16 protein-coding genes, 1 tRNA gene and 1 pseudogene are annotated in these 18,144 nt (G+C 52.5%); 10 read left to right on the top strand and 8 right to left on the bottom strand.

Going from position 1 to position 18,144, the window contains the following annotated elements; genetic code table 11:
- Nucleotides 1-192: 192 nt before the first annotated feature.
- From OEG84_RS16905 to OEG84_RS16895, 3 genes are read right to left on the bottom strand one after another with little or no spacing between them, the layout of a single operon-like run.
- Complete coding sequence (locus OEG84_RS16905; protein WP_267654833.1) at nucleotides 193-984, bottom strand: endonuclease; 792 nt, start codon at nucleotides 982-984, stop codon at nucleotides 193-195.
- Nucleotides 977-2,305: a DNA cytosine methyltransferase gene (locus OEG84_RS16900; protein WP_267654832.1), complete on the bottom strand. Its 1,329-nt coding sequence runs from the start codon at nucleotides 2,303-2,305 to the stop codon at nucleotides 977-979. Before OEG84_RS16900 ends, OEG84_RS16905 begins: the two co-directional genes overlap by 8 nt.
- Nucleotides 2,306-2,349: 44 nt before the next feature.
- A complete protein-coding gene (locus tag OEG84_RS16895; RefSeq protein ID WP_267654831.1) occupies nucleotides 2,350-2,790 on the bottom strand; it encodes a very short patch repair endonuclease in 441 nt (146 codons plus the stop codon).
- Nucleotides 2,791-3,083: 293 nt separating this feature from the next.
- Between OEG84_RS16895 and OEG84_RS16890 the strand changes: the two genes are divergently transcribed.
- The 3 genes from OEG84_RS16890 to OEG84_RS16880 all read left to right on the top strand — a co-directional run bounded on the left by OEG84_RS16890 (nucleotide 3,084) and on the right by OEG84_RS16880 (nucleotide 7,440).
- Nucleotides 3,084-4,367: an SIR2 family protein gene (locus tag OEG84_RS16890; RefSeq protein ID WP_267654830.1), complete on the top strand. Its 1,284-nt coding sequence runs from the start codon at nucleotides 3,084-3,086 to the stop codon at nucleotides 4,365-4,367.
- Nucleotides 4,367-6,196 (top strand): ATP-binding protein, encoded by a 1,830-nt coding sequence (locus tag OEG84_RS16885; protein ID WP_267654829.1) that lies wholly within the window; start codon nucleotides 4,367-4,369, stop codon nucleotides 6,194-6,196. The genes OEG84_RS16890 and OEG84_RS16885 overlap by 1 nt, the downstream gene beginning before the upstream one ends.
- Before the next feature lie 152 nt (nucleotides 6,197-6,348).
- Nucleotides 6,349-7,440 carry a hypothetical protein gene (locus OEG84_RS16880; RefSeq protein ID WP_267654828.1) on the top strand — a complete coding sequence of 364 codons (1,092 nt, stop codon included), beginning with the start codon at nucleotides 6,349-6,351 and terminating at the stop codon, nucleotides 7,438-7,440.
- On the opposite strand, the gene OEG84_RS16875 is transcribed toward OEG84_RS16880, so the two are convergent.
- On the bottom strand, nucleotides 7,430-8,236 hold the full coding sequence (locus OEG84_RS16875) for a hypothetical protein (RefSeq protein ID WP_267654827.1): 807 nt from the start codon (nucleotides 8,234-8,236) through the stop codon (nucleotides 7,430-7,432). The two genes, OEG84_RS16880 and OEG84_RS16875, sit on opposite strands and share 11 nt — an antisense overlap.
- 214 nt (nucleotides 8,237-8,450) lie before the next feature.
- Here OEG84_RS16875 and OEG84_RS16870 point away from each other — a divergent pair, with 214 nt between their 5' ends.
- Nucleotides 8,451-8,807, top strand: a complete 357-nt coding sequence (locus OEG84_RS16870; protein ID WP_267654826.1) for a hypothetical protein — start codon at nucleotides 8,451-8,453, stop codon at nucleotides 8,805-8,807.
- Nucleotides 8,804-9,838: pseudogene (locus OEG84_RS16865) on the top strand (recombinase family protein); the annotation flags it as partial. The gene OEG84_RS16870 and the pseudogene OEG84_RS16865, both read left to right, overlap by 4 nt.
- A 499-nt stretch (nucleotides 9,839-10,337) precedes the next feature.
- Here the strand turns inward: OEG84_RS16865 and OEG84_RS16860 are convergent.
- Nucleotides 10,338-10,413: transfer RNA gene (locus tag OEG84_RS16860), tRNA-Ala, on the bottom strand.
- 171 nt (nucleotides 10,414-10,584) lie between these two features.
- Nucleotides 10,585-11,013 (bottom strand): TIGR02300 family protein, encoded by a 429-nt coding sequence (locus OEG84_RS16855; protein ID WP_267656222.1) that lies wholly within the window; start codon nucleotides 11,011-11,013, stop codon nucleotides 10,585-10,587.
- Between the two features lie 221 nt (nucleotides 11,014-11,234).
- Here OEG84_RS16855 and aroA point away from each other — a divergent pair, with 221 nt between their 5' ends.
- Genes aroA through OEG84_RS16840 form a run of 3 tightly spaced genes read left to right on the top strand, consistent with a single transcriptional unit; the run spans nucleotide 11,235 to nucleotide 13,877 of the window.
- Nucleotides 11,235-12,593 (top strand): 3-phosphoshikimate 1-carboxyvinyltransferase, encoded by a 1,359-nt coding sequence (aroA, locus tag OEG84_RS16850; protein ID WP_267654825.1) that lies wholly within the window; start codon nucleotides 11,235-11,237, stop codon nucleotides 12,591-12,593.
- Nucleotides 12,590-13,231, top strand: coding sequence for a 2-hydroxychromene-2-carboxylate isomerase (locus OEG84_RS16845; RefSeq protein WP_267654824.1), 642 nt, complete (start codon nucleotides 12,590-12,592; stop codon nucleotides 13,229-13,231). The genes aroA and OEG84_RS16845 overlap by 4 nt, the downstream gene beginning before the upstream one ends.
- A gap of 19 nt (nucleotides 13,232-13,250) precedes the next feature.
- Complete coding sequence (locus OEG84_RS16840) at nucleotides 13,251-13,877, top strand: FMN-binding negative transcriptional regulator (RefSeq protein ID WP_267654823.1); 627 nt, start codon at nucleotides 13,251-13,253, stop codon at nucleotides 13,875-13,877.
- A 165-nt stretch (nucleotides 13,878-14,042) separates the two neighbouring features.
- Here OEG84_RS16840 and OEG84_RS16835 read toward each other — a convergent pair whose 3' ends face one another.
- On the bottom strand, nucleotides 14,043-14,654 hold the full coding sequence (locus OEG84_RS16835; protein WP_267654822.1) for a deoxynucleoside kinase: 612 nt from the start codon (nucleotides 14,652-14,654) through the stop codon (nucleotides 14,043-14,045).
- A complete protein-coding gene (locus OEG84_RS16830; RefSeq protein WP_267654821.1) occupies nucleotides 14,651-15,418 on the bottom strand; it encodes a dCTP deaminase in 768 nt (255 codons plus the stop codon). The genes OEG84_RS16835 and OEG84_RS16830 overlap by 4 nt, the downstream gene beginning before the upstream one ends.
- A 31-nt stretch (nucleotides 15,419-15,449) precedes the next feature.
- On the opposite strand from OEG84_RS16830, the gene cmk reads away from it, so the two are divergent.
- On the top strand, nucleotides 15,450-16,076 hold the full coding sequence (gene cmk, locus OEG84_RS16825; RefSeq protein ID WP_267654820.1) for a (d)CMP kinase: 627 nt from the start codon (nucleotides 15,450-15,452) through the stop codon (nucleotides 16,074-16,076).
- A gap of 147 nt (nucleotides 16,077-16,223) precedes the next feature.
- Nucleotides 16,224-17,930, top strand: a complete 1,707-nt coding sequence (gene rpsA / locus OEG84_RS16820) for a 30S ribosomal protein S1 (RefSeq protein WP_267654819.1) — start codon at nucleotides 16,224-16,226, stop codon at nucleotides 17,928-17,930.
- Nucleotides 17,931-18,144: the final 214 nt, after the last annotated feature.

The raw sequence follows: 18,144 nt of genomic DNA, 5'->3' as shown, positions 1-18,144 counted from the left end.
TGATGCTGCTAAGTAATCCCCCTCAATGCGACACCAGTTTCCAAATTTTCATGCGGGAGATCGTCATCCGAACTGCCATCGGGGCATTATGTTCTGTCAGTTCGTAATTTTTACCTAATAGGAACGCGTTCTTATCTCAGGCTATACAAAGCCAACCTGGTGAGTTACGCTCTTTGGTTGCCGAACATAAAGTCAATCCCGATAGTCACGAATTGCTTTTTGATCCAGCTCCTGAACAGGGACCAGACGATAATGGCGCTCTTCAACGACTTTAATTTCTTCATTCTGCAAAGTGAGCTCAAACAGGGCTATGATGTTATCTGTCATAAATTGAGCAGCAATGGCGCGGCAGCGCATTCCCTGAAATTTTTCTTCAACAAAACGGATGTCTTGAGTCGTTTGAACAATGCCGATCTGATCTTTGCCGCCTTTGGCCTGGACGGGAATCACATAGTGACAACCGCGCCTGTCTATACCAACGTAAAGCTCATCGATTTCTATTTGACCGATTCCAGTGACAGTAGTACGCAAATGATTTTGGAGGCTATAGGTGGTTAGGCCCAAGAAAGTGTCGATCAATCGATTGTAGCGAACGATCGCCAGAAGCGCCTGCTCGTCGTCGAGCGCATATGCTCTTATAATCTCCGGCGTCGCATCAGGAATATCCGTTACTACAAGCGACGAATTTGGTCCCACGCGGGTCGCGGTTACCAATTTGAACCGGTATTTTGCCCGACCAGCGCCCTCGATGATCCATTCGCGCCCCTCGGGTTGAGTATCAGTGATGCCGCTAGGCAGTGCAGCCCGATAGCGAAATGAATATACAACATCTCCGAGATTTTTCGGCAGTTCTATGTTTAGTTCTGTAGCAGTGTCTTCGATGTCGGTTCGAGCAAATTCTATTTCTGTCGAGCCACTGCGATACCTATCAAGAAATATCTTCTCGATGAGCGCCTGATAGCGGTTAAGGGTCTGCTTAGCCATATGCCTCCTGACCGAGACGTTCCCGCTCGATATCAATTTGTTTTCGTTTTTTCGCACCGCTTTTCCGGTCACGACGGCTGGACGGAACTGAAACGCCGAAATGCGCGGATGCTCTCGATAAGTCCATTGAAAGAAGCGTTTCGTCACCTAATGCTAAAGGCTGTTCTGGTCGAATGGGTTTGAACCCGAGGCTTTTCAAAACCTCCGCAGCCACAGCTCTCGCCATTGGTGGCGGCACCGCATTACCTATTTGACGTGCGCCGTGCCATTTGGTGACGTTGAAACGAAACCAGTCGGGAAACCCATGCAGGCGGGCCATTTCGCGTACTGTCACGCATCGATCATAGCGATAGTGGATCGGGCGGGGACTTGTGAACGCACCACGCGCGCCATCAGTTCCTGCTCGCAGTGTGTTCGATACGCCATCGTCTGGAAGTTTAAAGAAGCGGCTAATCGGTTCGACGTCACCTGGGGCAGTACCTGCGAAACGCCTTCGCGAGATCTCGGTGTGTTGGGTTTGCGCGCTCGATGTTAATACTGAACGATCCCACACACGTGAATATCCATAGTGCCACGCCTCGTTCTTTAAACATCGCATTTCAGCGGCATATGCCGATGGCACTCCATAGTCCGGCTCGTCGACGGAATCTGACTCGGTCAAAGCTGGGAATTCGTCTGCATCTGGCAGATCGCTTAAAGCGTCTCTGCAATTAGGGCCATCTTTCAGCCCTTCGATCCGTCGCTTACGCCCGGCCAGATTAGTGATGGGCTCTGGGTATATGGGCAAGTTTTCTCCTTTACGAGCCCCGATCAAAATTAAACGTTCTCTGAATTGAGGTGCCCCGTAATTGCCCGCGTTGAGCACTTTCCATGGCAAGCGGACCTGATAACCAATATCCTCGAATGCCGCGACGAGCTCTTTCAGAAACGACTTGTGTGGTCCGACCGTAAGTCCTTTGACGTTTTCAAACACAAAGGTCCGCGCGTTGAGTTCGGAAACGAGACGCACAAACTCCAAAACGAGCTTGTTCCTCGGATCATCGAGGACACGCTGTCCGATCAATGAAAAGCCCTGACAGGGCGCGCCGCCGAAAACGCAATCAACGTCTTTGTTTCCGATCCCTGCCAAAGATCGAATGAAGGCAGCGCTCATGCCTTCAACGGAATGCGGAAGAACGAATGTTTGAGGAAAATTGAATTTATGGATGGCGCAGTGAACTGGATCGATCTCCACCGCTGCGGCTACATCGAACCCTGCCTGCTCAAACCCCAGGCTCAAGCCACCTGCGCCGGCAAATAAATCGATGCCTATCGGTCTCATAAGTATCCCATCTTTACTCTTGATTATTGATTCTTATCGCTATTTTAGCGCGCAATGCCCGACTTGTCGATCGAAAAATGAGATTTGTCCACAAAGCCTCGCAATCGGCTTTTTAGCGCCTCTTGATCGTTCAACTCACACTGCCACACGACCATAACTTGCCAGCCTTTGCCGTAAAGCTGCTCCTCTTTCAATCGATCTCGCTCCACATTCATCGCAAGCTTATTAAGCCAATAGTCTTGACGGGTTTTTGGAGGACGGCCCTTCGGACAGTTATGGGCGTGCCAGAAGCATCCATGGACAAAAATCACCGAGCGGTACTTGGGGAGAATGATGTCTGGCGTACCTGGTAGGTCCTTGCCATGAAGTCGAAATCGATATCCCATGCGGTGTAGCAGGCTCCGGACACGGATTTCCGGGGCAGTGTTTTTGTTTCTGACGGCTTGCATTATGCGTCGTCGTTGAACGGCGTCTCGGGTGTCCATGCCCTCACAATATAGGTAGGACAATGAAGGGTCCAGCGTACGCGAGGTGTTCGAAGTGTGGTTGAGTGACGGGACGTTGATCTCTCGGAAGCGCTGGAGATTCAAAGCTCGGAGCGCCTTCTAGAGCAGGAAAGCCCTACCTGTTGGGTCACGGGGTAGCGTTGATGACGATTGGAAAAGTAGGATGGCAGGAATCGGTGTATGAAGATCAAATAATGTGAGTAAGTGTTTGTAGAAGCTTTTGATTATCTAATGTGTCGGGTAAGCTTGGAAGAAGAGAGTTAGGATCACTTATGGCTTACTGGGACGGCAAGAAAGCAACTGCGGATAACATAAGGTTATATGTTCGTTCTCAAGGCTGGACGCAGAGCGCTGATACGAAGCACGGGAACGAAGACATCGACATCGAGCGTGGCAGTGCGCGAATGATAGAGGAAGCGTTGACCTCAGCACTCAACGCCTCGCATCTTGTCCTTTTAACAGGTGCTGGCTCATCATTCTGTGCACGAAACTCAGGTGAAGAAGATAAACAAGCACCTGGCATGCGAACACTATGGGACAAGGTCATTTCTGCCGTACCAAGCAAATCATTTGATGCCATCAAAAGAATGATTCCCAAGGTGGAAGAAATCGAAAAAGATAAGAATATCGAAAAAATCCTAACTCAGTGCAAGATGTATGCTGAATTGTTTAACTCTGATGAGAAGTCCGATATTGGCATATTTATATCGACTGCAGAACAGACAATAGCGGACTGTGTTGATTTTGTCTCTCAGGCAACAGATCTAGATGCGCATCGTGAAATAATCAGGAAAATCGCCCGGCGAGGTGCAAGAAAGGCACGGGCTAGAATTTTTACGACAAACTACGATCTTTGTTTTGAATACGCAGCGCGCGCGCTGCGTTTCACTGTGATCGACGGTTTCTCTCACACAATGCCCCAGGTGTATGATCGTGGTCATTTTGCGCATGATATTGTTCGCCGTGAAGTCGGCACCGACGGACCCGATTACATCGAGAATGTCTTCCATCTACATAAGCTGCATGGCTCCATTGATTGGCGTCGCAATGGCATGGATCTGATCCGCTCAAAAGACCCTATGGATGGGAGAGCTACACTAATTTATCCTCGAGATAGCAAATATCAGGAAGCCTTTGAATCTCCATATCTCGATATGATGTCCGCTTTGCAAAATGAAATGCGCGCCCCGGACACTACGCTAATAATATCTGGTTTTGGCTTCAATGATGATCATATTACGAGGCCCATATTTGCGGCAATTGAAGCTAACATGTCGCTTCGTTTGGTTGTGTGCGACGTGGCTTTCCTTGCAGATGAAGAGCTAGAAAAGGCTGAACATTCGCTGTCAACAGAGGCTGCTGCGCAACCGAAATCCAGCACTTATTTCAGTAAATTGAAACGCTTGTGTGATATTGGCGATCAACGGATTACGCTGATGAACGGTCGTTTCGACGATCTTGCGCAGGCGCTTCCTGATCTTGTCGCGCAGACAGAGCGCGAGCGGCACGCCGACCGAATAAGGGTACTTCATGAGCCTTCCGGTGGAGGGCACTGATGTCTGCTCCTAGTTTGGTCGATTCACTCCGCTATGTGGGTACCATCACCGCTGTCACGGCGTCATCTGCACAAGCTAATCTTCCTCATGCCACTGCACGACCTGAAACACGGTCCATGGCGCGCGGAGCAGTCGGGGATTTCGTATTTGTTGATTGCGAGAGCGTGAAGCTTCTGGGGAGAATAACTGAAGTAAAGTTACCTGACGCGGAGAGATTAACAGTGGAGCCCGCGATGGGGGCTTCCCCAGAACCGCACCCTATCGGCCGCATTCAGTTACTTGCCTCCGTCGACCAGCGCAAGAGGAAGCTTGTCCGCGGTCTTCGCGCTCATCCTCGTGTGGGAGATTCGGTGTATCTCGCGCAACCTGACGTTTTCGGAGAGCTCGCATCTAACGCATTGGCAAAAGACGATCAGATCACAATTGATCTAGGGACGCTCAGTATGGGGAATGGAGTGCATCTCAAGTTGCCTCCGGAAACTCTCTTCGGGCGACATTGTGGTGTTTTCGGCGCGACAGGAGGGGGAAAGAGTTGGACAATTTCACATTTACTGGATGAGATTAAGAAGGTCGGTGGAAAATGCATACTTTTTGATCCGACTGGCGAATTTTCAGAATTGTCATCCGTTAGCCGCCATTATGCGTTCCAATCGGGTGAAGAGAAAACGCAGCGGGTCCATTTTCCCTACACGCAGATGACGGAAGACGACCTCTTCACGCTCTTCCGTCCCTCAGGGCAGTCTCAAGGTCCAAAGCTCCGAGAAGCCATAAGGTCGTTGAAATTGGTACGCATTTATCGCGGCAAAATGCCTGCGGGTATCAGTCGCACACCGGGCGGGGCGGTGTTGAAGGCTGGACAACCACGCGCGCCTTTTTTTGCAGCACTGGAGGAGCAGAAAGAGCTGATAAACTCGCCTTTATGCGATTTTAACATTGGAGCACTTGCCGAACAGGTTTCCAACGAATGCGTTTGGTCAAACGGTCCAGGGGCGAATTTCCAGAACTGGGGTGGCTCAGATGCATCGTTGGCTCATTGCGAGACTCTTATCGCTCGAATTCGAACACATGTCAGCTCCCCACAACTATCTTGCCTTTTTGATAAAGAGGGACAGTCTCTCGTTGATGTACTTACAGATTTTTTCGAAAAAGAGGATGATGACATCATCCGGTTATCATTTAAGGGTGTGCATTTTGAGCACAATACGAGAGAGATACTTCTCAATGTTATTGGTCGGTATTTGCTTGGCGAAGCTAGGAGCGGTGTCTTTCGCTCAAAGCCTGTGATAGCGGCTCTTGATGAGGCGCATCAGTTCTTAGGACGAACCATCGGCGATGAGTACGCGAGTGTCAGGCTTGAAGCGTTCGGAGTAATTGCCAAAGAAGGGCGGAAATACGGCTTAACATCACTGATGGCGACCCAGCGACCCAGGGACATTCCTCCTGACGTGTTAAGTCAGCTTGGAACTCTCATCGTCCATCGGCTGACTAACGACGAAGACCGAAATGCTGTGGAACGTGCCTGCGGTGATCTGGATAAGAATGCAGCGATGTTTATCCCAACCCTGGCACCAGGAGAGGCAATCATAGTAGGACCAGATTTGCCTGCGCCAATGCCAATCAACATACATGAACCCAGCAGTCCTCCAGATTCTCGGGGTCCAGACTACAACGACTACTGGCGGAATCGGAAAGCGGGTGACGGCATTAAATTGGCAGAAATTGATCCGCCGGAGGGGTCGGGTTCCAAAGGGCGGAACGACCTTGGTCTGGGTGTCGGGGACACTGCCCTGACCAGTGATGAAACGGCGGAACGTTTCGATGGCGGATGAAGGCTCAATGCCGGAAATGCGTCACGGCTCGGGGGATGCAACGGGGGTGCGCAGCGACCCCCTTGCCATGATGGTGCTGTTATACAGCACACATCTTGCGTATCTTTTTTATCAAGGACTGATTCTTTGTTGTTTCCATCAAGAGATCCATCTTGAAACTCATTGCAGACGATCACCAAAACCACTTCGAACGATATTCACGCCAGTCACTTGGATTCGAGTGTCTCGCCTGGGACAAAAAATATGATGGGATCGAAAACCTGTCTATGCGAAGCTTCATTGGGCTACATGAAAAGTTTCCGATTTTAAGAAGCGAGAGGTACCCGGGCGGCCTTTCAATAGCTCCGGGAATCACGGTCGACGACGAACCCAACGCATTTGCTGCACGGAACGGCGAGCACCACTTCGTTGGCGTATCGAACTCGCTTGCCAAGAAAATTGTTCATTACGCCGATCTGTGCTTTTGCCAGCCTTTCATTTACCAAGGTAAGTACGGCAGTGGTCAATTCCTTGTGACGATTTTGGAACAAGTACAGCACCGTGATGAGCTCGAAGAGTTTCGGATGATATCGGAGGATTTACCTGAGCTTCCTGAAGACCCGGAACGTCGTCGCCTGTCACTTTATGTCTCATGCGTCATGTTCCGGTTTGTCCTTTTGCATGAGTTTGCACACTGTTTTCTTGGGCACATCGATTACCTGACAGAAAATAAGAAACTCCGGAACTCGCGCATCTATGAATTAGACCTGACGCAACGCTCTTCTGGGCAAGGTAAGATAGAACCGTCTTTGCTGCATTACCTGGAGCAGGAAGCCGATATTTCGGCACTAGACTCGTGCCTAAGAATTGAATTATCCGGAGAGTGTGACTTCGGATTTTTTTCCAAAGGCATACCTGAAGATCAACGCGTGGAATTGATCTTGTTTGCCGCATATTTAATGCTCTGGCTTCTCGCGTCCACAAGGCCAAAAAACGCTGGCGCAGGGTTCAAGAGCCACCCCGTCCCCAGTATGCGCCTACGATATTTGTATCAGTGGGCCTCTGCGACTCTTGGTCGGTCGAGGTCGGAATATGTCTTGATGAACCACTCAGCGATGAGCCAATTGAAATCAATAGACACCCGACTTCGTTCTGGTTGGATGGACGAAGATCGGCTGGAACAGTTTCAATTAGATGAGCGTCGTCGCCAGAGTGTAACTGATGAACTTAAGGGGCTTCGATATATGAGGACCACTAAGCCGTGAATACCACATTGAGCCGGTGTAACTCGAAGCTGCCAGGTTTCGCCTCGTTGAAGGCGAGGGCGATCTGGTCAAGCTTCTCAGCGGAAATAGGGTGCCCCTCACTCAAACCTTTGGAACATTCTTCGATGAGTTCGGGCGTCGCAATCAGGATGTAGTAGCAACGCAATCCTTGGTCGTCGGTGTCTGACAATAGGTCGGGCGCATTATCTGTGCCCGGTAGGCGAGGCACGAACTGCGATCCCACCTTAACCGGCAGAGTAAGCGAAACCTGGTTCTCATGAAGCGAGAACGGATAAATTTGCCCGTTGGATTGTTCAAGCGCGATCGCCATTCCATCCAGGTTACTCACTAGTTCGAAATAAAATTGATCTGTTGACCGGATTGGGAGTTCGGCGATGGGCTGTTTGCTGCTGCGCTCGGTCAATCCTAGCGCGCCGACAATGCGGTGTGTGAAACACCCATAAATCGCTTTTGTGCGAACCAAATCGGACCATCGTGTCAACAAGGACGGGTCAAAGACTTCTGGTGCGATCTGACAGCCGAGCGCTAAATGGTTCTCGACAATCCAGCGGTAGAATTTTGCGGCTTTCCATTGAGCTATTGAGCCTTTTCCAAGGTTGCTCTTATCTTCAAGTCCATAGCCTTCCATTGACCCCACAGCCGCAGCATATATCTTCTCAAAGCTCATCACACGCGCCGCCATAATTGCGGACACGACGCGGCTGATCGCCTTGATCTCTTCCTTTGTCGCTTTTGGAAGTTCTAAAACCCGCCCCTTGCTTGGCTCAATCCCCATTACCCCAATTACCCTTGTCGTTGCCGGTCCAGTCTCTGCGCTGTTGTTCTAAGAACAAACTCGAAAAACGCAACAATGTTACAGAGATTCTTCTTGGTGAAATAGGATTTATATCCTAGTATGTTCGCTATATGTTCTTTCATGGTGAAAGACAGAAAAGGAGAATTGCAGCAAACCCGCCACCCATTTGTGGTTCGGGAGAAGGAGACAAAAAATGGCTGACAAGACCAATACTTATTCTGATGAGGGCTTGCAGCCTGACGGTGCGCCGACTGATTGCGCACCGGCTCTGTCCATCGATTGGGAGTTTTACGGCACCTATCTGGATGAGTCTGACCTCAGCGATGATCAAAAGCGCGAGTTTATCGAAACCCTTTGGTCGATTGCCGTGTCATTCGTTGATCTGGGTTTTGGCATTGCGCCGGTCCAGACAGGGTGTGAGCAAAATGCAAATTCTGCTCTCCGGCTTCCTGATGATCTGCTATCCTTGGATAAAGATATTCCACAAACAAATTTAGAACCCCGCGCCGACGAGACGCCCTCTCATCCGGCAGAAAGAGAGGAGTCATGAATCGTCAATCCGTCAAAGCCATTCAACCGCAAAAGGCAGTGATCTACTGCCGCGTCTCATCCAAGAGGCAGGTTGCGGATGGAAGCGGCTTGGAAAGCCAGGAGCACCGCTGCCGCGAATTCGCAGCGCAGCGCGGCTACGTTGTGGATGCGGTGTTTCCCGATGATGTGTCGGGCGGCGGTGATTTTATCAATCGTCCGGGCATGGTGGCGTTGCTGGCGTATCTCGATGCCAAGCCGCATGAAAATTACATCGTCATCTTCGACGACCTCAAGCGCTATGCGCGCGATACCGAGTTCCATCTGAAACTCCGCCGCATTATGGCGGCGCGCGGTGCAACCCGTGAATGCCTGAACTTCCGCTTTGAAGACACGCCGGAAGGCAAGTTCATCGAAACCATGCTGGCGGCGCAAGGCGAGCTGGAACGGGAACAAAACGGACGGCAGGTTGTCCAGAAAATGAAAGCCCGCGTAGAGCAGGGCTTATGGGTCTTCAAAGCGCCCATAGGCTACCGATACGCGAAATCATCCTATGGCGGCAAGCAACTGGTTCCGGACGAACCACACGCCTCCATCATCAAAGAGGCGCTGGAAGGCTTTGCTGCGGGACGGTTCCAGTCCCAGGTTGAGCTGCAACGGTTCCTTGAAGCACACCCGCTCTATCCGAAGGATCATAAAGGCGAGGTGCATAGCTCAAGGGTCAAGGAGCTGCTGGAACGCCCCGTCTATGCCGGATATGTCGAAGCGCCGAACTGGAATGTCAGCCTTCGCAAAGGGCGGCATGAAGGGCTGATCAGCTACCAGACCTATCTCAAGAACCAGGAGCGATTAAAGGTCGGTGCCTATGCACCGGCACGTAAAGATAACGCCATCGATTTCCCGCTGCGCGGCTTTGTCGCTTGTGCAGGATGCGGTCAACCGCTGACCGCTTGCTGGTCAAAGGGCAAGAAGCAGCACCATCCCTATTATCTGTGCCACCACAAAGGCTGTGGGCACTACGGCAAATCGATCCGCCGTTCAGCCATCGAAGGAGACTTCGAATCACTGCTGAAAACCCTCCAGCCAATTCCGTCACTGGTCGAGCTGCTAAAAGTCATGATTGAGCGAGCTTGGGCGCAACGGCTGTCGCAGGCTAAATCGTGGCGGCAGGTGCTGCAAAAGGATATCAGCGCCATTGAAGCGCAGATTGATGGCTTTCTGGATCGCTTGGTGGAAAGCGACTCTCCGGCAGCGATCAAAGCCTATGAGAGAAAGATCGCGACACTGGAGCAGCAGAAGCTTGCGGCGCAAGATAAGCTCGAAAATGGCACCATGCCAAAGACCACTATCGGGCATGTGTTAGAACACGCCCTGAACTTCATCTCAAACCCTTGGAAACTCTGGCAAACCGGCGATCCCGCTCTTCAAAAATTAGTGCTGAGATTGACGTTTTCTGAGCGTTTGGCGTATTGCCGAAATAATGGACTTAGAACACCAAAAACCACCTTACCATTCAAGGTGTTAGCATCGATTGCAGGTGGTGAAAGAAGGATGGTGGAGCCAAGCGGGATCGAACCGCTGACCTCCTGCATGCCATGCAGGCGCTCTCCCAGCTGAGCTATGGCCCCGGGACGCAAGGGAACGGCTATACCACCGGGCCCCTTACGAACAACCAGCCGCATTCGCGTGGCTGGCAGGTGCGGCTTCTTACGTCTGCCGCCGCACAAGATCAAGACGAAAAATCACTCTAGGTGACAGTTTCCGCAATCAACCGGCTTTTGGAGCCGAAAGACGCCAGCTTACTGATCGTCGTCGTCATCGCTGACGCCAATAATGTCGGCGACATCGTCGTCGTCATCATCATCGTCGTCGGCGAGGAAGGTGTCATCATCATCGTCGTCGAGGTCAACGTCGTCGTCGTCATCGGCGTCGATATCGGGAAGATCGCTGGATTTGCTGGACTTGCTGGTTTTTGCAGTGCCCTCATCGGCCTCTTCAAGAGACACGATTTCCACGTCAGCCGTTTCCTCTTCGACTTCCGCGACTTCTTCCTCTTTGTCGTCCTCAACCTCTTTCGCCGCGGCTACGGTTTTGGCCGTTTCCTCGAAAAACGAGATCGGATATGTCTTGCCCGTATAGGGCGATACGATGGGATCTCGATTGAGATCATAGAATTTGCGCCCAGTCTCGGGGCAAACGCGTTTTGTTCCAAGTTCCGGTTTTGCCACTGTCGAAGCCTCATGAACTAGCCGGAAGCGTACGCTGGTGCGCACGTCTTCCCGTTTCGGCGAGTCCGGACCCCATAATGATGTTGAACGCGCCTGTCAAAGCCATTCTCACTGTTATTTTCAAGCAAGCCGGATGACGCAGCCCCTGAGGCTGTGGTAGTCAGCCCCTCGTAGTGGCCGGGCCTCCGGCTCAACCCCCAAAATCAGCATGGAAACAGACCATGGGCCACACAGAAACGCCTCTCCGCCCCGCCAGCGCCCGCAGAAGCCGGTCGCTCAAGGGCGATATCCGCATTCCCGGCGACAAATCGATTTCCCACAGATCATTCATGTTTGGCGGCCTAGCAAGCGGCGAAACCCGCATCACCGGCCTACTCGAAGGCGAGGATGTGATCAATACCGGCCGGGCGATGCAGGCGATGGGCGCCTCGATTCGCAAGGATGATGACACCTGGATCATCCGCGGCGTCGGCAATGGTTGCCTGCTGGCGCCGGAAGCGCCGCTGGATTTCGGCAATGCTGGCACCGGCTGCCGGCTGACCATGGGGCTGGTTGGCGTATATGATTTCGACAGCACCTTCATCGGCGACGCATCGCTGTCGCGACGGCCGATGGGCCGGGTGCTGGATCCGCTGCGGCTGATGGGCGTGCAGGTGCAAGCGGGGCCAGGCGACACCTTGCCGACGACGTTGCACGGGCCGCGCGCGCCGGCGCCGATCAGCTACCGGGTGCCGATGGCTTCAGCCCAGGTCAAATCGGCAGTATTGCTGGCCGGGCTCAACGTTCCCGGGGTGACCACGGTGATAGAACCGGTGATGACCCGCGATCACACCGAAAAGATGCTCAAGGGTTTTGGCGCGACACTTGACGTTGAAACTGCCGCCGATGGCGTGCGCACCATCCGGCTTGAAGGCCGCGGCACGCTTTCCGGGCAATCGATCGATGTGCCAGGGGATCCGTCGTCGACCGCGTTTCCGCTGGTGGCAGCGCTGCTGGTGCCGGATTCGGACGTGCTGATCCGCAACGTCTTGATGAACGAAACCCGCACCGGGCTGATCCTGACCCTGCAGGAAATGGGCGCCAGTATCGAGATCCTCGATCCGCGCCAGGCCGGCGGCGAGGATGTGGCCGATCTGCGGGTGCGGACGTCGGAACTCAAGGGTGTGACGGTACCGCCCGAACGCGCGCCGTCGATGATTGACGAATACCCGGTGCTGGCCGTTGCCGCCAGTTTTGCCAACGGCGAAACCATGATGGCAGGGCTTGAGGAATTGCGGGTCAAGGAAAGCGACCGGCTGGCCGCCGTGGCGCGCGGGCTGGAAATCAACGGCGTCGACTGCACCGAAGGCGAAGACTGGCTGTCGGTGCGCGGCCGACCCGACGGCAAGGGGCTCGGCGGGCGCACCAAGGAGGCCGTGGTCAACACCTGGCTCGATCACCGCATCGCCATGAGCTTTCTGGTGATGGGGCTCGCCAGCGAATATCCGGTCTATGTCGACGATTGCGGGATCATCGCCACCAGCTTCCCGGAATTCATGGACATGATGACCGGCCTCGGCGCCGAGATCAGCCAGTCATGAGCACCCGGCAGATTGATTTCTGCTTTGACCTGATTTCGCCCTATGCGCATGTGGCGCTGGCGCGACTGGGCGAACTGCCCGCTGATGTCACGGTCAGGCCGGTTCCGGTGCTGCTTGGCGCGATTCTATCGCATTGGGGCCAGCGTGGCCCGGCGGAAATTTCCGCCAAGCGGCTGCATACCTACCGGCAATCGGTTTTTCTGGGGCTGCAACATGGCGTCGAGATGCGGTTTCCGCCGCGCCATCCGTTCAATCCGCTCAAGGCGCTGCGGCTTTTGGCTGGCGCGGATGCCGATCTGGCGATGGTGCGCACGGCGTTCGGCTTCGTTTTCGAGCAGGGCCGCGCACCCGACACCGACGATGAACTCGCGGCCTTCGCCGAACTGATCGGCGTGCCGCTGTCGCTGGCCCAGGATGATGCCGCCAAGGCGGCGCTCAGAGCCAACACCGATCAGGCGATCGGACGCGGCGTTTTCGGCGTGCCGACCTTCGTGTGCCCGACCGGTGCCGGCCACGAGGTATTCTGGGGCGTGGACGGCTTCGACATGCTGCTGGCCTGGCTTTCAGACCCGGCACTGTTTGCGCGCGCGCCCTATGCCCATCTTGGCGATGTAACGATCGGCATCGAGCGGAAGTAGACCTTCGGGAGGAGACGCCATGTACCAGCCGCCGCATTTTGCCGAACCCGATGAGGACGTGATGCGGGCGCTGATTACCGCGCATCCGCTGGGGCTGCTGATTTCATCGTCCGCGGATGACCTTCAAGCCAATCCGCTGCCGTTTCTGGTTTCCGTCGATGACGGCATCACCCGGCTGCGCACGCATATGTCCCGCGCCAACGGGCAATGGCGCCATATTGAGGACGGGGCCAGCGTGCTGGTGGTGTTCCAGGGCGTCGACAGCTACATCACGCCGTCGTGGTACCGCGCGAAATCCGAGCACGGCAAGGTGGTTCCGACCTGGAACTACGCCATGGTGCAGGCCCGTGGATCGGCGCGGATCGAGGCCGGCAGCGACAGGCTGCGCCAACAGGTGGGCGAATTGACCGACCGGCACGAGGCAAACCGGGCCGAGCCCTGGAAGGTCGATGATGCACCGGAAGCTTACGTGGCGGCGCAATTGCGCGGGATTGTCGGCATCGACATCACGGTCGACACATTGACCGGCAAATGGAAGATGAGCCAGAACCGCTCGGAGGCCGACCGCAAGGGCGTTCATGCCGGCCTGACCGAAGATGGTGATGCGGCAATGGCCGAACTGGTGCGGCTCTATAGCCAGATCTAGACTGACGATTATATAATCGCCAATAGCCGATGCCGAAGTATCCTTCAAAATCTATTCTATTAAATCTAGTAGAGACAAGTTTAATAATTTTTCCCCATACGAATTAACATACAAATATATATTGTTATCACAACGATATTCATCAGTAATAATAACTATATAAAACTAAATATTTATTGTGTTTATATTTTCTGTTATTTTATTAATAATAATATCTACGGCATCGTTTTTTCTAAAATCTATATCGCTCGTTCTTAATTTTATTATATTTTTGTATGGCCTTGTTTCCATCCATTGCTCATACAGTCTGTTGAGAGATTCTATATAATTTATATCTATTCCTTTCTCATATACATTGTCTCTCTCTATTACTTTATTCATAATATATTCAGGTTCATCATACAAATAAACACATAGATCCACATCACTCTCTATATCTTTTATGTTATCATAACACTCTTGAACTAATTTAAATTCCCTGGGTGACATTAACCCCCTATTCAATAGATTTTGACTAAATACAAAAAAATCCTCTGATATTGATCTATCCAGAATTACCTTTCTTGTATTATTATTTTTATTCTTTAACATTCGAGCTCTTGAATACAAAAAATACAATTGAGAATGCATTGCCCAACGACTCATATCTTCATAAAAATCTGAAATAAATTCATTTCCGCTTACATCTTCATATAATACATCATAGTTCATACTATTTGATAATATTCTAGATAAAGTTGATTTTCCTGTTGCAATATTACCTGAAACAATTATCATTTTTCATAATCCTCCTGAGCAGCCACGCTGTATTTGTTGTAATCATGTTTTACTATAGAATCTATTTTGCTATCTAAGTGCATATAAAATGGCATAAATACCGCAACGATGGCGATTAAAAATGTCGCAACAAGACCCATCAGTGGAACCCAAAACGATCGAACGCTATCATGAAGCTGAATAGCTTGTTTTGTATGTGTCTTTACCATTTCAACCACTCTATTTTCTATATCCAGAAAATCCCTACTTAAAACCTTTGCGTGCCCTTCCATTTTATCTGGATCGTGTTTTGAAATGACACTCCAGTCTGGGTCTGCCTTTGAATTCATCCGGTATAACGTTAAAGACGTTATTCTTTGACCTATTTCAATTCGATAGGGATCCGCACCAAAATTAATAATCGTGTACTTTAAATGCCCTTTATATCCGGGATCTACATGTCCAAAATTAGTCACCATTATCCCTCGAAGCGCAAACTGCCCATTTTTCGGAAACATCAAGCCACCTATGTCGGCGGGAATATTTAGTTTTTCACTTGTTTGAACCATGGCGGTTGCTCCATGTTCGAGCAGATAATGGTCGTTGATTTCCTTCACGCCATCGCCTGTAGTCCGATCCGGAGGAATGAATATTTTACCAACAGTTAGGTCAATCGATGCCGGCTGAACTAGCTCTTCTAAACGTTCTTGAGCATTACCATCCGCCGCTTCAATTAGAGGGGTGCCATTTTGTAAAAGCTCCGTTATGTCCTTGTTGTTAAGCATTGCTACCGTTTCCCCTATGCGAGCGTCTAAAATGAAAATTGCGATTGATGGCCCGGCTGGTTCCGGAAAAGGAACTTTAGCCAAGCTACTAGGATCATTCTATAATTTTCCGATCTTGGATAGCGGGAAAATTTTCCGGAAGGCGGGACTAATTCTCAGCAATGGGGAAGTAGTAATCTCCGACTACAGCGATCTTGAAGACGCTTTGCGTAACATTGATGAAATCAAATTTGACGAAGAGATTTTGTCTAGCGAAAAAACAGCAAAGATTGCAGCAAAATACGCCTCGAACAAGCTATTACGTAGATATATAAATACTTATATTGAGAATTTTGCTAAGAATAAGAGTGACATAATCATAGATGGTCGGGACATTGGAACGGTTATTATGCCGAATGCAGATTTAAAGATTTTCGTCACAGCAAATCCGGAATCCCGAGCTGCCCGGAGACATCACGAGGCGATTCGGCACGGGGTCAACGTGTCTTATGAAGAAATTTTGAGGGACATCATTAGCAGGGATTTATCAGATTCCCAGCGCGAAGACTCGCCATTGCGTCCTGCCGACGATGCGCACTTGCTAGATACTACCGAAATGGGTATAGAAGCCGCGTTCGAAGCTGCCCGTGTCCTCGTGGACGCTGCGCTCGATCACTGAACTAACGCCAGCGAGCCTGTCCCGCGCCGTACTTGCCCTGCCTCTTTGATGATGGCTCAGGGCAGACAGGCATCGCCGGTCCGATCAACACGAACCAGGCGCATCCGACCGCTCAACCATCTATTCTTGCGGTCGCCAGGAGAATTCATGTCACAAACCGAAACCATGACAGAGGATTTCGCATCCCTGTTTGCTGAATCGCTTGCCACGCAGGACCTCGCCGAAGGCTATGTCGCCAAGGGCATCGTGATGGCCATCGAGAAAGACGTCGCCATCATCGACGTCGGTCTCAAGGTCGAAGGCCGCGTGCCGCTGAAGGAATTCGGCGCCAAGGCGAAAGACGGCACGCTGAATGTCGGCGATGAAGTCGAAGTCTATGTCGAGCGTATCGAAAACGCGCTGGGCGAAGCCATGCTGTCGCGCGAGAAGGCTCGCCGCGAGGAAAGCTGGGTCCGTCTGGAAGAGAAGTTCAATGCCCAGGAACGCGTCGAAGGCGTGATCTTCAACCAGGTCAAGGGCGGCTTCACCGTCGATCTGGATGGCGCCGTGGCCTTCCTGCCGCGCAGCCAGGTGGACATCCGTCCGATCCGCGACGTTTCCCCGCTGATGCACATCCCGCAGCCGTTTGAAATCCTCAAGATGGACAAGCGTCGCGGCAACATCGTGGTCTCGCGCCGTACCGTGCTCGAAGAGAGCCGTGCCGAACAGCGTTCGGAAATCGTGCAGAACCTCGAAGAAGGCCAGACCGTTGAAGGCATGGTCAAGAACATCACCGATTACGGTGCGTTCGTTGATCTTGGCGGCATCGATGGCCTGCTGCACGTGACCGACATGGCATGGCGCCGCGTCAACCACCCGTCGGAAATCCTGTCGATCGGCCAGACCGTCAAGGTCCAGATCATCCGCATCAACCAGGAAACACACCGCATCTCGCTGGGCATGAAGCAGCTGGAAAGCGACCCGTGGGATGGTATCGGCGTCAAGTATCCGGCCGGCAAGCGTATCACCGGTACCGTGACCAACATCACCGACTACGGCGCATTCGTCGAACTGGAGCCGGGCATCGAAGGCCTGATCCACGTTTCGGAAATGTCCTGGACCAAGAAGAACGTGCATCCCGGCAAGATCCTGTCGACAACGCAGGAAGTTGACGTGGTCGTTCTCGAAGTCGACCCGAACAAGCGCCGCATTTCGCTTGGCCTCAAGCAGACGCTTGAAAATCCCTGGGAAGTGTTCGCACAGAGCCACCCTGCCGGCACCGAAGTCGAAGGCGAAGTCAAGAACAAGACCGAATTTGGCCTGTTCATCGGCCTCGAAGGCGATGTCGACGGCATGGTTCACCTCTCCGACCTCGACTGGAACCGTCCGGGCGAACAGGTCATCGAGGAGTTCAACAAGGGCGACATGGTCAAGGCCGTCGTGCTTGACGTCGATGTCGACAAGGAACGCATCTCGCTGGGCATCAAGCAGCTTGGCAAGGACTCGATCGGCGACGCCGCCGCTTCGGGCGACCTGCGCAAGAACGCTGTTGTCTCTGCCAAGGTGACCGCGGTTACCGATGGCGGTCTTGAAGTGATCCTGGTTGATCACGAAGACCTGTCCTCGTTCATCCGCCGCTCGGATCTGTCACGTGACCGCGACGAGCAGCGCCCTGAGCGTTTCTCGGTTGGCCAGACGCTCGACGCTCGCGTCACCAACTTCTCGCGCAAGGACCGCAAGGTCACGCTGTCGATCAAGGCGCTTGAAATCGCCGAAGAGAAGCAGGCTGTCGCACAGTTCGGTTCGTCCGACTCGGGCGCCTCGCTCGGCGACATTCTGGGCGCAGCCCTGAAGAAGCAGAACAGCGAAGACTGATCCTTCCCGGATCTGACTTCTGACAAATAAAACCCGCCGGAGCGATCCGGCGGGTTTTTTGATGGGCGCGCTCCTCCGCCTTAAGGCGAGGCCGGAGAGGCAAGCGCTAGCGCGGCCGATCCGGGTGGGGCTCTGTCGAAGGCAAATAGGCAGGTTGAACGGATACTGGATGCGGCGATTTTCCGGCTCACCCACCCCCACCGGCGTCATCCTA

Origin of the sequence: Hoeflea algicola (assembly GCF_026619415.1) — a bacterium.
Classification (GTDB): Bacteria; Pseudomonadota; Alphaproteobacteria; order Rhizobiales; family Rhizobiaceae; genus Hoeflea; species Hoeflea algicola.
This window is presented reverse-complemented; position numbering and strand designations above follow the sequence as displayed.

What these genes read in the sequence shown, in the direction of transcription:
- OEG84_RS16905 (WP_267654833.1), bottom strand. Translation starts at nt 984, where the DNA reads ATGGCTAAGCAGACCCTTAACCGCTATCAGGCGCTCATCGAGAAGATA.
- OEG84_RS16900 (WP_267654832.1), bottom strand. Translation starts at nt 2,305, where the DNA reads ATGAGACCGATAGGCATCGATTTATTTGCCGGCGCAGGTGGCTTGAGC.
- OEG84_RS16895 (WP_267654831.1), bottom strand. Translation starts at nt 2,790, where the DNA reads ATGGACACCCGAGACGCCGTTCAACGACGACGCATAATGCAAGCCGTC.
- OEG84_RS16890 (WP_267654830.1), top strand. Translation starts at nt 3,084, where the DNA reads ATGGCTTACTGGGACGGCAAGAAAGCAACTGCGGATAACATAAGGTTA.
- OEG84_RS16885 (WP_267654829.1), top strand. Translation starts at nt 4,367, where the DNA reads ATGTCTGCTCCTAGTTTGGTCGATTCACTCCGCTATGTGGGTACCATC.
- OEG84_RS16875 (WP_267654827.1), bottom strand. Translation starts at nt 8,236, where the DNA reads ATGGGGATTGAGCCAAGCAAGGGGCGGGTTTTAGAACTTCCAAAAGCG.
- OEG84_RS16870 (WP_267654826.1), top strand. Translation starts at nt 8,451, where the DNA reads ATGGCTGACAAGACCAATACTTATTCTGATGAGGGCTTGCAGCCTGAC.
- aroA (WP_267654825.1), top strand. Translation starts at nt 11,235, where the DNA reads ATGGGCCACACAGAAACGCCTCTCCGCCCCGCCAGCGCCCGCAGAAGC.
- OEG84_RS16845 (WP_267654824.1), top strand. Translation starts at nt 12,590, where the DNA reads ATGAGCACCCGGCAGATTGATTTCTGCTTTGACCTGATTTCGCCCTAT.
- OEG84_RS16840 (WP_267654823.1), top strand. Translation starts at nt 13,251, where the DNA reads ATGTACCAGCCGCCGCATTTTGCCGAACCCGATGAGGACGTGATGCGG.
- OEG84_RS16835 (WP_267654822.1), bottom strand. Translation starts at nt 14,654, where the DNA reads ATGATAATTGTTTCAGGTAATATTGCAACAGGAAAATCAACTTTATCT.
- OEG84_RS16830 (WP_267654821.1), bottom strand. Translation starts at nt 15,418, where the DNA reads ATGCTTAACAACAAGGACATAACGGAGCTTTTACAAAATGGCACCCCT.
- cmk (WP_267654820.1), top strand. Translation starts at nt 15,450, where the DNA reads ATGAAAATTGCGATTGATGGCCCGGCTGGTTCCGGAAAAGGAACTTTA.
- rpsA (WP_267654819.1), top strand. Translation starts at nt 16,224, where the DNA reads ATGTCACAAACCGAAACCATGACAGAGGATTTCGCATCCCTGTTTGCT.